Annotated in this window: 13 protein-coding genes; 10 read left to right on the forward strand and 3 right to left on the reverse strand. The window is 71.2% G+C overall.

Annotation, left to right across the window (positions count from 1 at the left end; genetic code table 11):
• Positions 1 to 234 precede the first annotated feature (234 nt).
• The 8 genes from argC to argG are packed head-to-tail and all read left to right on the forward strand — an operon-like array spanning position 235 to position 7,982.
• Positions 235 to 1,236, forward strand: coding sequence for an N-acetyl-gamma-glutamyl-phosphate reductase (gene argC / locus ADL15_RS26355; protein ID WP_067696686.1), 1,002 nt, complete (start codon positions 235 to 237; stop codon positions 1,234 to 1,236).
• A complete protein-coding gene (gene argJ / locus ADL15_RS26360; RefSeq protein ID WP_067696690.1) occupies positions 1,233 to 2,402 on the forward strand; it encodes a bifunctional glutamate N-acetyltransferase/amino-acid acetyltransferase ArgJ in 1,170 nt (389 codons plus the stop codon). The genes argC and argJ overlap by 4 nt, the downstream gene beginning before the upstream one ends.
• Entirely contained in the window at positions 2,399 to 3,265 is an 867-nt protein-coding gene (gene argB / locus ADL15_RS26365; RefSeq protein WP_067696698.1) for an acetylglutamate kinase, read from the forward strand. Before argJ ends, argB begins: the two co-directional genes overlap by 4 nt.
• Positions 3,262 to 4,416: an acetylornithine transaminase gene (locus tag ADL15_RS26370; protein WP_067696701.1), complete on the forward strand. Its 1,155-nt coding sequence runs from the start codon at positions 3,262 to 3,264 to the stop codon at positions 4,414 to 4,416. Before argB ends, ADL15_RS26370 begins: the two co-directional genes overlap by 4 nt.
• Complete coding sequence (argF, locus tag ADL15_RS26375; RefSeq protein ID WP_067696704.1) at positions 4,413 to 5,345, forward strand: ornithine carbamoyltransferase; 933 nt, start codon at positions 4,413 to 4,415, stop codon at positions 5,343 to 5,345. Before ADL15_RS26370 ends, argF begins: the two co-directional genes overlap by 4 nt.
• The gene (locus tag ADL15_RS26380) at positions 5,342 to 5,851 is read left to right on the forward strand and encodes an arginine repressor (RefSeq protein ID WP_067696707.1); all 510 of its coding nucleotides are present in this window, start codon (positions 5,342 to 5,344) and stop codon (positions 5,849 to 5,851) included. Before argF ends, ADL15_RS26380 begins: the two co-directional genes overlap by 4 nt.
• Positions 5,848 to 6,741: a hypothetical protein gene (locus tag ADL15_RS26385; RefSeq protein ID WP_067696710.1), complete on the forward strand. Its 894-nt coding sequence runs from the start codon at positions 5,848 to 5,850 to the stop codon at positions 6,739 to 6,741. The genes ADL15_RS26380 and ADL15_RS26385 overlap by 4 nt, the downstream gene beginning before the upstream one ends.
• Entirely contained in the window at positions 6,738 to 7,982 is a 1,245-nt protein-coding gene (gene argG / locus ADL15_RS26390; RefSeq protein ID WP_067696712.1) for an argininosuccinate synthase, read from the forward strand. Before ADL15_RS26385 ends, argG begins: the two co-directional genes overlap by 4 nt.
• 210 nt (positions 7,983 to 8,192) lie before the next feature.
• Here the strand turns inward: argG and ADL15_RS26395 are convergent, their stop codons facing one another.
• The gene (locus ADL15_RS26395) at positions 8,193 to 8,768 is read right to left on the reverse strand and encodes a TetR/AcrR family transcriptional regulator (RefSeq protein WP_067696716.1); all 576 of its coding nucleotides are present in this window, start codon (positions 8,766 to 8,768) and stop codon (positions 8,193 to 8,195) included.
• Between the two features lie 54 nt (positions 8,769 to 8,822).
• On the opposite strand from ADL15_RS26395, the gene ADL15_RS26400 reads away from it, so the two are divergent.
• The gene (locus ADL15_RS26400) at positions 8,823 to 10,073 is read left to right on the forward strand and encodes an FAD-dependent monooxygenase (RefSeq protein ID WP_067696719.1); all 1,251 of its coding nucleotides are present in this window, start codon (positions 8,823 to 8,825) and stop codon (positions 10,071 to 10,073) included.
• A gap of 128 nt (positions 10,074 to 10,201) precedes the next feature.
• On the opposite strand, the gene dapE is transcribed toward ADL15_RS26400, so the two are convergent.
• A complete protein-coding gene (gene dapE, locus ADL15_RS26405; RefSeq protein ID WP_067696722.1) occupies positions 10,202 to 11,260 on the reverse strand; it encodes a succinyl-diaminopimelate desuccinylase in 1,059 nt (352 codons plus the stop codon).
• Positions 11,261 to 11,326: 66 nt separating this feature from the next.
• On the opposite strand from dapE, the gene argH reads away from it, so the two are divergent.
• Entirely contained in the window at positions 11,327 to 12,790 is a 1,464-nt protein-coding gene (gene argH, locus ADL15_RS26410) for an argininosuccinate lyase (RefSeq protein ID WP_067696726.1), read from the forward strand.
• Positions 12,791 to 13,080: 290 nt separating this feature from the next.
• Here the strand turns inward: argH and ADL15_RS26415 are convergent, their stop codons facing one another.
• Complete coding sequence (locus ADL15_RS26415) at positions 13,081 to 14,130, reverse strand: LacI family DNA-binding transcriptional regulator (RefSeq protein WP_067696729.1); 1,050 nt, start codon at positions 14,128 to 14,130, stop codon at positions 13,081 to 13,083.
• Between the last annotated feature and the right edge of the window lie 102 nt (positions 14,131 to 14,232).

Genomic DNA, 14,232 nt, shown 5'->3' on the forward strand with positions numbered 1-14,232 from the left:
CTCGGCTGGTGCTGGCGGCTGTCTCGCGGTCGCTGAGGGGACCGTGAGCGCCAGCCGGTCTCGCTTCGCGCGGCCTTGCCCTGGGCTGGGTAATTTGGTGAATTTCGGGATGGTAGATGGGGATTTGTGGGGAGAGGGGTGGGGTGGGCGCGGGAAGGTGACTCCGGGCACGGCGTGGTTGCCGCAGGGAATGTGAGTTGATACGGTTCTTTGCATAGTCATGCGGAGGTGGGTATGGGAATCCGGGTCGCGGTGGCCGGGGCCAGTGGGTATGCCGGCGGGGAGTTGCTGCGCCTGCTGGCCGGGCACCCTGAGTTCGACCTGATCGCGGCGACCGCGCACAGTCAAGCCGGTCAGCACGTGACATCCGTCCACCCGCATCTGACCGGGCTGGACCTGACGCTCGGCAGCACCGACGCGGAGACGCTCGGCGACGCCGACCTGGTGTTCCTGGCGCTGCCGCACGGGCAGTCGGCCGCGGTGGCCGGGAAGCTGGCGCCGACCACCCGGGTGGTCGACCTGGGCGCCGACTTCCGGCTGGAGAGCGCCGAGCAGTGGACCCGTTACTACGGTGGCGGGCACGCCGGCACCTGGACCTACGGCCTGCCCGAGCTGCCCGGCGCCCGGGCGGCCATCAGGGACGCCGCGCGGGTGGCGAACACGGGTTGTTATGCGGCCACGATCATCCTGGCGCTGGCGCCGCTGATCGCCGCCGGTGTCGCCGACCCCGAGGACGTCGTGGTGGTGGCCAGCTCCGGCACCTCCGGCGCGGGCCGCAACGCGAAGGTGAACCTGCTGGCCAGCGAGATCATGGGTGACCTCTCGCCGTACAAGGTGGGCGCGCACCAGCACGTCGCCGAGATCAAGCAGGCCACCGGGGCGGCGTCGCTGTCGATGACCCCGATCCTGGCGCCGATGCCGCGGGGCATCCTGGCGACCGTCACCGCGAAGCGGCGCAACGGCGGGGACCCGCGCGAGGCGCTGCAGGCCGCCTACGCCGACGAGCCCTTCATCCACGTGCTTCCCGAAGGGGTCTGGCCGCACACCGCGGCCACCTCGGGTTCCAACTCGTGCCATCTGCAGGCCACTGTCGATGTCGACTCGGGCCGCATCATCGTGGTGAGCGCGCTCGACAACCTCGGCAAGGGCGCCGCCGGTCAAGCGGTGCAGAACGCCAACATCATGTTCGGCCTGGCTGAAACGGCCGGCCTCAGCGTCTTCGGAGTCGCACCGTGACCGTCACCCATCCCAAGGGCTTCCGGGCCTCCGGCGTCGCTGCCGGGCTCAAGACCAGCGGAAACCCGGATGTCGCCCTGGTACTTAACGACGGGCCGGACTACACGGCGGCCGGTGTCTTCACCGGCAACCGGGTCAAGGCCGCGCCGGTGCTCTGGAGCCAGCAGGTGCTCAAGGGCGGGGTGATCCGCGCGGTGGTGCTCAACTCGGGCGGCGCCAACGCCTGCACCGGCTCACAGGGTTTCCGCGACACGCACACCACCGCCGAGCACACCGCCCAGATCCTGCGCACCCAGAAGAAGCTGATGGTCGGCCCCGGCGACGTGGCGGTCTGCTCGACCGGCCTGATCGGCGAGCTGTTGCCGATGGGCAAGCTGCTGCCCGGCGTGACCGCCGCGGTCAAGGCGCTCGCCACCGACGGCGGGCCGAAGGCGGCCACGGCGATCATGACGACCGACACGGTCGCCAAGAACGCGGTCTTCCAGGGCGAGGGCTGGTCGGTCGGCGGGATCGCCAAGGGCGCCGGGATGCTGGCGCCGGCGCTGGCCACCATGCTCGTGGTGATCACCACCGACGCGTCGGCCGACAACGAGACCCTGGACAAGGCGTTGCGCGCGGCCACCCGGGTCACCTTCGACCGGATCGACGCGGACGGCTGCATGTCGACGAACGACACGGTGCTGCTGCTGGCCAGTGGCGCCTCGGACCGGCAGCCGTCGCTCGAGGAGCTGACCGCGGCGGTCACCGAGGTCTGCCACGACCTGGCGCAGCAGCTGATCGGGGACGCCGAGGGCGCCACCAAGCACATCGCGATCGAGGTGAAGGGCGCGGCCAGCGAGGCTGACGCCGTACAGGTGGGGCGGACCGTGGCCGGCAACAACCTGGTCAAGACCGCGTTCTTCGGCAACGACCCGAACTGGGGCCGGATCCTGGCCGCGGTCGGGACCACCGATGCGGCGTTCGAGCCGGACCGGATCGACGTGGCGATCAACGGCGTCTGGGTGTGCAAGAACGGCGCGGCCGCCGAGGACCGCAAGAAGGTCGACCTGGCCGGGCGGAACGTGGACGTCACCATCCACCTGCACGAGGGTGAGATGAACGCGACGATCTGGACCACCGACCTGTCGCACGCCTACGTGCACGAGAATTCGGCCTACTCCTCGTGAAGGCTCAGAAGAAGGCCGAGATCCTGATCGAGGCCCTCCCCTGGCTGGAGCGCTTCCACGGCACCACCATCGTGATCAAGTACGGCGGCAACGCCATGATCGATCCCGAGCTGCAGCGGGCGTTCGCCGCCGACATGGTGTTCCTGCGGCACGTCGGGATCAAGCCGGTCGTGGTGCACGGCGGCGGCCCGCAGATCAACCGGATGCTCAAGCGGGTCGGCATCGAGTCGGAGTTCCGCGGCGGCCTGCGGGTGACCACCCCGGAGACCATGGAGATCGTCCGGATGGTGCTCACCGGCCAGGTCGGCCGGGAGCTGGTCGGCCTGATCAACCAGCACGGCCCGCACGCGGTGGGCCTCTCCGGCGAGGACGCGGGGTTGTTCACCGCGGTCCGCCGGGGCGCCCTGATCGACGGCGAACAGGTCGACATCGGCCTGGTCGGCGACGTCGACCGGGTGGACACCTCGGCGGTCGACGACCTGATCGCGGCCGGTCGCATCCCGGTGATCGCCACGGTCGCCCCGGACGTCGACGGCGTGCTGCACAACGTGAACGCGGACACCGCCGCCTCCGCGCTCGCGGTCGCGCTCGGCGCCCGCAAGCTGGTGGTGCTGACCGACGTCCCCGGCCTCTACACGAACTGGCCGGACACCAGCTCGCTGACCTCCGAGATCGACGCGGACGCGCTGGCGAAACTGCTGCCCACCCTGGAATCCGGGATGGTGCCCAAGATGGAGGCCTGCCTGCGCGCGGTGCGCGGCGGAGTCCCCGCGGCGCACGTCGTCGACGGCCGGGTCGCCCACTCGACGCTGCTCGAAGTCTTCACGGAAGAAGGATTCGGAACGATGGTGATCCCCCGATGAGCACGCTCAGTGAGCGCTGGTCGCAGTCCATGATGAACAACTACGGCACCCCCGCGATCGGCCTGGTCAAGGGCGAGGGGGCGGTGCTCACCGCCGAGGACGGCACGCAGTACGTCGACTTCCTCGGCGGCATCGCGGTCAACGCCCTCGGCCACGCGCACCCGGCCGTCGTCGCCGCGGTCACCCACCAGATCCAGCAGCTCGGGCACGTCTCCAACTTCTACGTCTCGGAGCCGTCGGTGGCCCTGGCCGAGCTGCTGCTCGCGCTGGCCGGCCGGTCCGGGCGGGTGCTGTTCTGCAACTCCGGCGCCGAGGCCAACGAGGCCGCCTTCAAGATCTCCCGGCTCACCGGCCGCACCCACATGGTCGCCACCGACGGCGCGTTCCACGGCCGGACCATGGGCGCGCTCGCACTGACCGGCCAACCGGCGAAGCAGGCGCCCTTCCGGCCGCTGCCGGGCGATGTCACCCATATCCCGTACGGGGACACCGCCGCCCTGGAAGCCGCTGTCACCACGGACACCGCGATGGTGATCCTGGAGCCGATCCAGGGTGAGAACGGTGTGGTCGTCCCGCCGTCCGGTTACCTGGCCGCGGCCCGGGAGATCTGCACCCGCAACGGCGCGCTGCTCGTGCTGGACGAGATCCAGACCGGTATCGGACGGACCGGGCACTGGTTCCACCACCAGAGCGAGGGTGTCGAGCCCGACCTGGTGACCCTGGCCAAAGGGCTCGGTGGCGGGCTGCCGCTGGGCGCCTGCATCGCCTTCGGCGCGGCCGCCGACCTGCTGCAGCCCGGCCAGCACGGCAGCACGTTCGCCGGCAACCCGGTCTCCTGCGCGGCCGGTCTCGCGGTGATCCGGACGATCGCCAGCGAGGGCCTGCTCGACCACGTGAAACGGGTCGGTGAGCAGCTGCGGCGCGGGATCGAGGGGCTGGCTCACCCGTACGTGAAAAATGTCCGCGGCGCCGGCCTGCTCCTCGGCATCGTGTTGAACGGTCCGGTCGCCGCGGAGCTCGCAGCGCAGCTGCGCGAAGCGGGTTTCCTGGTCAACGCCCCGCAGCCGGACATCATCCGGCTCGCCCCGCCCCTGATCATCTCCTCCGATCAGGCGGACGCCCTGATCGCTGCCCTGGACGGTATCCGGTGACCACCCGCCACTTCCTCCGCGACGACGACCTGACCCCGCAGGAGCAGGCCGACGTGCTCGACCTGGCCGCCGAGATGAAGGCGAACCGGTTCGGCTACACGCCGCTCTCCGGCCCGCGCTCGGTCGCGGTCTTCTTCGACAAGGCCAGCCTGCGCACCCGGCTGTCGTTCGAGGCCGGCATCGCCGAGCTGGGCGGCCAGCCGATCATCGTGGACACCCAGAACACCCACTTCGGCCGGGGCGAGAGCCTGGCCGACGCGGGCCGGGTGGTCGCCCGCTACGTGTCCGCGATGGTCTACCGCACGCACGGCGACGAGCGGCTCGCCGAGCTGGCCTCCGGCGTCGACATCCCGGTGATCAACGCGCTCTCCGACGGGTACCACCCGTGCCAGTTGCTGGCCGATCTGCTGACCATCCGCGAGAAGCTGGGCACCACCCAAGGCAAGATCCTTTCGTACGTGGGTGACGCCGCGAACAACATGGCGCACTCCTACCTGCTGGCCGGGGCGACCGCCGGGATGCACGTCCGGGTGTCCGGCCCGTCCGGTTTCGACCCGGCGCCCGACGTGGTCGCGCGGGCCGCCGAGATCGCCGCGTGGACCGGTGGCTCGGTCGAGATCGTGCGGGACCCGCGCGAGGCGGCCGACGGCGCGCACGTGATCGCCACCGACACCTGGACGTCGATGGGGCAGGAGAGCGACGGCAAGGACCGGCTCACCCCGTTCCGGCCGTACCAGATCAACAAGGAGCTGCTGGCGGTGGCCGCGCCCGAGGCGATCGTGCTGCACTGCCTGCCCGCGCACCGCGGCGAGGAGATCACCGATGAGGTGATGGACGGCCCGCAGAGCGTGGTCTTCGACGAGGCCGAGAACCGGCTGCACGCGCAGAAGGCCCTGCTCACCTGGCTGCTGGCGGTCAACCAAAAGTGACTTCCGCGGTTACCCGAGCGGGGCGGCACGCCCGGATCGTCGAGCTGATCCGGGGCCGCACCGTGCGCTCCCAGACCGAACTGGCCGACCTGCTCGCCGCCGAGGGCGTGCAGGTCACCCAGGCGACCCTCTCCCGTGACCTGGAGGAGCTGAACGCGGTCAAGGTCAGCGGCGCCTACCTGATCCCGGAGGACGGCAAGCGCCCGCTGCGGGAGACCACCGGTCAGGGGCCGGCCCGGCTGATCCGGCTGCTCAAGGAGCTGCTGACCGGGGTGGACTCGAGCGGGAACATCGCGGTCCTGCGTACCCCGCCGGGCGCCGCGCAGTTCCTGGCCAGCGCGCTGGACCGGTCGGGGCTCTCGGACGTGGTCGGCACCATCGCCGGCGACGACACCATCCTGGTGGTGGCCCGGGACAACGGGCCCACCTCGGGCGCCGCCCTGGCCGAGAAGCTGGGCAACTGGAGCCGGTCGGACGCCGACCCTCGTGAGGAGAATCAGTCGTGAACTTCCCGCCCGCGGTGGAGACCCGCTTCCCGGACTTCGCCGATCAGACCGGCAAGCTGGCCGGCCTCGGCGTGGAGTTCTTCCTCGCCTCCAACGAGACGGTCCGCCCGCACCTCAACGAGGGCCCGTACGGGTACAAGCTGAGCTGGCTGGACTTCACCGACACGACCGAGAAGGACTGGTCGGTCCGCGAGTTCCTGAACCTGTTCAACGTGATCAACGGCATCGCGTTCGGTGACCGGGGCATCCCGATGCCGCAGTGGGTGATGGTCGACCTGATCCTGATGCCGGCCGCGGCGCTGATCGCCGGCCTGCCCCAGGACGAGTTCGCGGCGATGGTGGAGCGGTCCACGTTCCGCTTCGACACCGACGTCAAGCAGCTGCTGCGCAAGGTGCAGGAGGACATGCGGGCCAGTGGGTACCGTGGCCCGGTGCCGGTCGGCGGTTACTGCGCGGCGCCCTCGGCCGAGCCGGGCCGGTGGGTCGGCTGGTCGCTGTGGTCGCTGATGCCGGCCGTCGGGCTGGGCAAGGCCGCCAAGGCGCTGGCGCTGTCGGCGTACCGCGCGCAGAAGCTGGACGGCGTCACCCAGTACGACAACAGCGCCCTCAAGGTGCACACCGAGTTCGGCGCGCTGAAGGTGCTGGTCGCCACGGTGCCGTTCCACACGTCGCCGGGCTCGTTCGTCTACCAGAGTGACCTCACTCTTCCCGCCGGGGGAGAGTTGTCCGAGCCGAGTTTCCTGCTCGATCCGTTCGACTACAGCCGCCAGCAGGCGATGCAGAAGGACATCGAGGCGGGCCGCTCGGAGTTCTATGTCCTGCCGCCCGGCCACGTCCGCCGGGACGGTACGACATATGTGCCGATTCTCGAGAAGGAACTGCCCCGATGACCAAGCGCAAGATCGTTCTCGCCTTCTCCGGCGGGCTGGACACCTCGTACGCCCTCGTCGCGTTCCGCGAGGCCGGCTGGGACGTGGTGACCGCGAACATCGACACCGGCGGGCTGCACAGCGGCGAGGGTGAGGCGGTCCGGGCCCGCGCCGAGGAGCTGGGCGCCGTCGAGCACCACGTCGTGGACGCGCGCTCCGAGCTCTACGACCGGGTCGTCACCTACGCGATCAAGGCGAACTACCTGCGCAACGGCGCGTACCCGTCGTGTGTCGGCGCGGAGCGGCTGATCCAGGCGGAGAAGGTCGTCGAGGTCGCGCTGCAGGTCGGCGCGGACGCCGTCGCGCACGGGTCGACCGGCGCCGGCGCCGACCACGTCCGGTACGACGCCGTGATCCGCGCGCTCGCCCCGCAGCTGGAGATCGTCACGCCGATCCGGGACGAGCGGCTCACCCGCGAGGAGGAGACCGACTTCCTGCGCGCCCGGGGCTACGCGGTCAGCGAGAAGGTCAAGAAGTACTCGATCAACGAGGGCCTGATCGGTACGTCGATCGGCGGCGAGGAGACGTACGGCTCCTGGGAGTACCTCCCCGAGGACGCCTGGACGTACACCAAGCCGATCTCCGCGGCGCCGGACCAGGGTGTCGAGCTGCTGCTGACGTTCCACCAGGGTGCCGTGGTCGAGGCCACCACGGCCGGCGGCGTACCGATCGAGGGCACCGGCCCGGGCGCGGCGAACTTCGCGATCCTGCAGGCGCTGAACACGCTCGGCGGCGAGCACGGCGTCGGCCGCGGCATCCACATGGGCTCGACGATGGTCGGCAACCTGGCCCGGGTCGGTTTCGAGGCGCCCGGCATGCTGATCCTGATCGCCGCGCACCGCGAGCTGGAGAAGCTGGTGCTCTCCAACCGCCAGCAGGCGACGAAGGCCACGCTCGGCAACACGTACGGCGACCTGCTGCACGAGGCGGTCTACTTCGACCCGATCATGGATGACTTCCGGGCGTTCCTGGACTCCAGCCAGCGCCGGGTGGACGGGACCGTACGGGTGCTGCTGCACAAGGGCAACATCGTGCTGCTGGGCAGCAAGAGCCCGTACAGCCTGCTGGACGCGGCCACCCGCCAGGGCGTCGTCTACGGTCACGGCTCGTCGGCCTGGACCGGGGAGCAGGCCCGCGCGTTCGCCCACATGTACGCCATGCCGGGCAGCATCGCCCGCCTGGCCGGCAACCCCACCGACTAGCTGGACCGCGCTCACGAGCGTGCGGGGGTCCGGCTGGTGCTGAGGGGTGTCTCAACGTCGTTGAGACACCCCTCAGCACCAGCCGGGGCCGTGAGCGCCGGCTGTGCCGTGCGACGCGCGGCCCGGGGTCAGCTCCGCCGCGAGCGGCGGATCGGCGGGTCCGGCCGGCGCTCGCAGAACCTCCCCCCGGAGTCGTGGGTAGCGACCCGCTCATGGGGAGGTGAGCAGGCGCGCCAGGCCGTGCTCGAAGCGCTCGCTGAAGGCCTCCGAGGCCAGGTGGGGGAGGGCCCGCAGCAGCGCGGGGCGGTCGCCGACCGTGAGGTCGCGGGTGAAGCGGCTCGGGGCCGACTGCTCCTCCTGGGTCAGGCCGAGCGTGAAATAGACCAGGCTCCAGCACGTCCAGGCGGCCTCCCGCTCCGGCAGCCCGCCGTCGAGCAGCGCGCCGACCAGGGCTTCCGCCACGTCGAGGGTGGCCGGCTCGGCAGCGAACGTGCCGGCGACCACGGACGCGCCGTCGCGGTGGGCGAGCAGAGCGCTCCGGTACCGGCGGATGATCTCGGCGGCCCGCTCCCGCCACCCGGCCGGCAGGTCGTCGAGCGCGACCCCGCCGATGATCGCGTCGGCCATCAGGTCGCCGAGCCGGGCCCGGCTCTTGACGTGCCAGACGACCGTGTTCATCCGGACGCCCAGCTGGTCCGCGACGGCGCGCATCGAGACGGCCGCGGCCCCCTGCTCGTTCAGTACCGCCAGAGCGGCCCGGACCACATCCCCTTGACTCTTGGTCATTGACCAAGTCTACTCGACCACACATTGTTGGTCAGTGACCAAGAGGAGGTAGTCATGGATGACGTCGTGATCGTGGGCGCCGGGCCCACCGGGCTCTGGCTCGCCGGTGAGCTGCGCCTGGGTGGCGCCACCGTCACCGTGCTGGAGTCGCGGACCGAGCGTGATCCGCATTCCAAGGCGTTGACGATCCACCCCCGGACGATCGAGGTCCTCGACAGCCGCGGTGTCGCGGCGGCGTTCCTGGCCGAGGGGGTGCGGATCCCGTCCGGGCACTTCGGCGGCCTGCCCGACCGGATGGACTTCGCAGTGCTGGACACGCCGCATCCCTACACGCTGGCGCTGCCGCAGGCGCGCACCGAGGAGCTCCTCGAGATCCGCGCGCGGGACCTCGGCGCGACCGTCCGCCGAGGCTGCCGGGTCACCGGCCTGACCGGCGACGGCGTGGAGCTGGCGACCGGCGAGGTGGTGGCGTCCCGGTACGTGGCCGGGTGCGACGGCGTTCGCAGCACGGTCCGCGCGGCGGCCGGCATCGACTTCCCCGGCACCGAGGCCGGCACCTGGGGATGGCTCGGCGACGTGGTGCTCGACGCGCCACCCGAGCGGAGCGCCGCGAGCATCGCCGGGCCGCACGGCGCCGTGATGGCCGTGCCGCTCGGCGGCGGTGTCACCCGGCTCGTCGGCTCGGACCCGTCCTGCGACGGGCCCGGGTGGCCGGGCGAGCTGACCCTCGACGAGCTGCGCACGACGGTGCGGCGCATTGCCGGCACCGATTTCGGCATGCGTGACCCGGTCTGGCTGTCCCGCTTCGGCAATGCGACCCGGCAGGCGGCCGAGTACCGCCGTGGCCGGGTGCTGCTCGCCGGCGACGCCGCCCACCAGCACTTCCCGGCCGGCGGGGTGGGGATGAACGTCGGCATCCAGGACGCGCACAACCTCGGCTGGAAGCTCGCCGCAGTGGTCACCGGGCGGGCCGGCGAGGACCTGCTCGACACGTACCACCAGGAGCGGCACCCGGTCGGCGCGATCCTGCTCGAGCACACCCGGGCGCAGACCGCGCTGATGACCGGCTGGACGCCGGAGGGCCAGGCGCTGCGGGCGGTGCTCAGCCGGCTGATCGCGACGGTGCCGGAGATGTCACGGCAGCTGGCCGAGCGGCTGTCCGGGCTCGACGTGACGTATCCGAGTGGGCGACGGGTGCCGGAGATGTCCTTTCCGGACGGCACGACCCTCTTCGAACGGCTGCGCACCGGGGAGCACGTCAGGACCGAGGCCGGCCTGGTCCGGCCGGACGGTCACCTCGGGTGACCGCCGGACCGGGCCGTAGGCCCTGACCTGGACCACCCGCACCACCCCGGACGCCCGCTCAGCGATCGTGAGCGGGACTGCCTCGCGTTGTCCGGCGAGGGCTGTGCCCAGGTCGTACCAGATAGGGGTTAAATCAACCAGCGGGTCAGGTTGCCGAGCGCGGTCCGGATCTCGGGGACCGGGACGAACTCGCCGTCGGTGTGGGCGAGCAGGGGGTCGCCGGGGCCGTAGTTGACCGCGGGGACGCCGAGGGTGGCGAAGCGGGCGACGTCGGTCCAGCCGAGTTTGGCCTGCGGTGTGCGGCCGACCAGCTCGACGAACTCCTTGGCGGCCGGCTGGTCCAGGCCCGGACGCGCGCCCGGTGCGGCATCGGTCACCTCGAGCGCGAAGCCGGTGAAGACCTCGCGCAGGTGGGCCTCGGCGGTCGCGACGTCGCGGTCCGGTGCGAAGCGGTAGTTGACGAAGACCGTGCAGAGGTCCGGGATCACGTTGCCGGCGATGCCGCCCTCGATCTTCACGGCGTTCAGGCCTTCGTGGTACTGCAGGCCCTCGACGATCGGCCGGCGCGGCTCGTAGGCTCGGAGCACGTCGAGGACGCCACCGGCGCTGTGGATCGCGTTGCTGCCGCGCCACGAGCGGGCGGCGTGCGCGGCGACACCGGGCACGGTGATCTTCACGCGCATGGTGCCCTGGCAGCCGCCCTCGACCGTGCCGTCGGAGGGCTCGCCGAGGATCGCGAAGTCTCCGGTCAGCCAGGCCGGGTGGTTGCGCACCAGGCGGCCCAGGCCGTTGAGCTTGGCCGCGACCTCCTCGTGGTCGTAGAAGACGTAGGTGATGTCGTAACGCGGCGTCGTCAGCAGCGCGGCGAGCTGCAGCATGACGGCCACCCCGGCCTTCATGTCGACGGTGCCGCGGCCGCGCAGCAGGTCGCCGTCCTCGACGACCGGCAGATTGTTCGCGATCGGCACGGTGTCGAGGTGGCCGGCGAGCACCACCCGGGTCGCCCGGCCCAGGCCGGTGCGGGCCACCACGGCGTCACCGTCGCGCAGCACCTCCAGGTGGGCGAACTCCCGCAGCGCGCTCTCCACGGCGTCGGCGAGCTGCTTCTCGTCGCCGCTGACCGAGGGGATGTCGCAGAGGGTGCGGGTGAGGGCGACGACGTCGCCGGTGAGATCGAGATGCGCCATGCTGTAACTTTATCAGAGGTGTGGCATTATTATGCAGGCCGTGGTTGACGATAGGCTCGACCAGCAATGCACAGAGTGAACGATCGAGGAGTGGGTGTGCCGGAGAGTGACGAGCCGACCAGGCTTTGGGGTGCGCGGTTCGCCGGCGGGCCGGCGGAAGCCCTGGCCCGGTTGAGCGTCAGCGTCCAGTTCGACTGGCGCCTCGCGCCGTACGACCTGCTCGCCTCCCGCGCGCACGCCCGCGTGCTGGCGAACGCGGGTCTGCTCGACGCGGACGAGCTGGGCAAGATGCTGGCCGCGCTGGACGACCTGGAATCGGCCTGCGCCGCCGGTGAGTTCCGCCCCACCATCGAGGACGAGGACGTGCACACCGCCCTGGAGCGCGGCCTGCTGGAGCGCCTCGGCGCGCTCGGCGGCAAGCTGCGCGCCGGCCGGTCCCGCAACGACCAGGTCGCCACCGATCTGCGGCTCTACCTGCGTGACCACGCCCGCGGGGTGGCCGTCGCGCTGATCGAGCTGGCCGACGCGCTGACCGAGCAGGCGGCCCGCAACGTCGACACCGCGGCGCCCGGCCTGACCCACGTGCAGCACGCACAGCCGGTCAGCTTCGGGCACTGGCTGCTGGCCCACGTCCAGCCGCTGCTGCGCGACCTGGAGCGGCTCCGCGACTGGGACGTGCGGACCGCGATCAGCCCGCTCGGCTCCGGCGCACTGGCCGGCTCGTCGCTGCCGCTGGACCCGGCCGCCGTCGCCCGCGAGCTGGGCTTCTCGGCGCCGGCGGAGAACTCGATGGACGCCGTCGCCGACCGTGACTTCGTCGCCGAGTTCCTGTTCACCACCGCGCTGATCGGCGTGCACCTGTCCCGCCTCGGCGAGGAGGTGGTCCTCTGGACCTCCACCGAGTTCGGTTGGGTGGAGCTCGACGACGCGTTCGCCACCGGGTCGTCGATCATGCCGCAGAAGAAGAACGCGGACATCGCCGAACTGGCCCGGGGCAAGAGCGGCCGCCTGATCGGCGGCCTGGTCACGGTGCTGACCATGCTCAAGGGACTCCCGCTGACGTACGACCGGGACATGCAGGAGGACAAGGAGCCCGCCTTCGACGCGGTCGACACCCTGGAGCTGCTGCTGCCCGCCCTGGCCGGGATGATCTCCACGATGACCGTCCGGGTGGACCGGCTGGCCGCCGCGGCGCCGGTCGGCTTCTCCCTGGCCACCGAGGTGGCCGACTGGCTGGTCCGCCGGGGTGTGCCGTTCCGCGACGCGCACGAGATCACCGGGAAGCTGGTGGCGCTGTGCTCGGCCCGGGAGTGCGAGCTCGAGGACCTGTCCGACGAGGACCTGAAGACGGTCAGCGACCATCTGGACCCGTCGGTGCGTGAGGTGCTGTCGGTGTCGTCGGCGCTGGCCGCGCGGAAGACGAAGGGCTCGACCGGGCCCGGACCGGTGCGCGAGCAGCTGGCCACGGTCGAGCACAAGCTGGACACCTGGCGGCAGTGGGCCGTGGAGGCGGTCGTCCCGCGCCGCTGACGCCGTCGCCGACCAGCCGCCCATGTGACGGGAGTCACATTCGGGCGGCTGGTTCGCGCTGCAAGAGATCTGCATGTGCTTGCGGGAACTGCCGGATGACGTCGCCGCCGCAGGTCCGCCGCGCGGCGACCTGCGCGTCACCAGCACCGGCGCCTGCCGCTCAAAGGAGTCGGAGAACACGCTCTCTTGAGCGGCGGCGCGGATTTATCTGGCAGATCGTGCAAGAAGTTGCAGCAAGTTTCTTTCAGGTGCCGCTTCAAGGGCCGGCCCAGAGGCCGGCTCGGGCCGGATCAGGCGGCCGGGGTGTTCGCCGTCAACGCGCGGTGCGCGGGCGCCATCGCGGTCGAGTTCCGGACCACCAGCTCGGGGCGGAAAAGGTACTCCGACCTGTCCGAACCGTGCCCGTTGATCTCGTCCACCAGGGAGCGGACCGCGGCCACCGCCATCGAGGAGACCGGCTGGCGCAGTGTGGTCAGCGGCGGGTCGGTGAACGCCATCAGCGGCGAGTCGTCGAACCCGATGATCGACACCTCGGTCGGCACCGTCATCCCGCGGCGTCGCGCGGCCCGGATCGCGCCCAGCGCCATCAGGTCGGAACCGCAGATGATGCCGGTGACGCCCTTGTTCAACAGGCGTTCCGCGGCCACCTCGCCGCCCTCGACGCCGAACAGGGTCAGCTCCACCAGGTCGTCCACCTCGGCGGCCGGCACACCCAGCTCGCGCTGGATCGCCACCCGGTAGCCGGCCAGCTTGCGCTGCACCGGGCTGAACCGGTGCGGGCCGGAGATCATCCCGATCCGGCGGTGGCCGAGCGAGGCCAGGTGACCCACCGCCAGGTCGCCGGCGAGCTGCTCGTCGCACGAGACGAACGGTGCGTCGATGCCGTTGGTGTGCCCGTTGACCAGCACGATCGGCAGCGGCCGGGCCAGCAGCCGGCGGTACCGCTCGACGTCGGCGGTGGTGTCCGCGTGCAGGCCGGAGACGAAGACGATGCCGGAGACCTGCCGGTCGAGCAGCATCTCCACGTACTCGTCCTCGGTGACGCCGCCCGGTGACTGGGTGCAGAGCACCGGGGTGTAGCCGGACTGGGCCAGGGTCGACTCGATGACCTGGGCGAACGCCGGGAAGATCGGGTTGTCCAGCTCGGGCACGACCAGGCCGACCAGGCCGGCGCTGCGTTTGCGGAGCCGCTCGGGGCGCTCGTAGCCGAGCACGTCGAGGGCGGTGAGGACCGCCTGCCGGGTTTCCGGGGAGACGCCCGGGCGGTCGTTGATGACGCGAGAGACCGTCGCCTCGCTGACCTGGGCTTGACGGGCGATGTCCGCCATCCGTGCACGCATGTTGTCACTGTAGTGCCGAGCTGTTACCGGCCATCGTCTTGCAAGCCCTTCCATTGACTGCAAGAGCTTGCTAACGTCCCGGCAACAAGGACGACACCTTAC

The sequence above is a fragment of the Actinoplanes awajinensis subsp. mycoplanecinus genome (genome assembly GCF_001509495.1).
GTDB lineage: Bacteria > Actinomycetota > Actinomycetes > Mycobacteriales > Micromonosporaceae > Actinoplanes > Actinoplanes palleronii.

Bases quoted from the DNA above. Each gene is read 5' to 3' on its own strand.
- argG (WP_067696712.1), top strand. From the start codon at position 6,738: ATGACCAAGCGCAAGATCGTTCTCGCCTTCTCCGGCGGGCTGGACACC.
- argH (WP_067696726.1), top strand. From the start codon at position 11,327: ATGCACAGAGTGAACGATCGAGGAGTGGGTGTGCCGGAGAGTGACGAG.
- dapE (WP_067696722.1), bottom strand. From the start codon at position 11,260: ATGGCGCATCTCGATCTCACCGGCGACGTCGTCGCCCTCACCCGCACC.
- ADL15_RS26395 (WP_067696716.1), bottom strand. From the start codon at position 8,768: ATGACCAAGAGTCAAGGGGATGTGGTCCGGGCCGCTCTGGCGGTACTG.
- argC (WP_067696686.1), top strand. From the start codon at position 235: ATGGGAATCCGGGTCGCGGTGGCCGGGGCCAGTGGGTATGCCGGCGGG.
- ADL15_RS26415 (WP_067696729.1), bottom strand. From the start codon at position 14,130: ATGCGTGCACGGATGGCGGACATCGCCCGTCAAGCCCAGGTCAGCGAG.
- ADL15_RS26370 (WP_067696701.1), top strand. From the start codon at position 3,262: ATGAGCACGCTCAGTGAGCGCTGGTCGCAGTCCATGATGAACAACTAC.
- ADL15_RS26400 (WP_067696719.1), top strand. From the start codon at position 8,823: ATGGATGACGTCGTGATCGTGGGCGCCGGGCCCACCGGGCTCTGGCTC.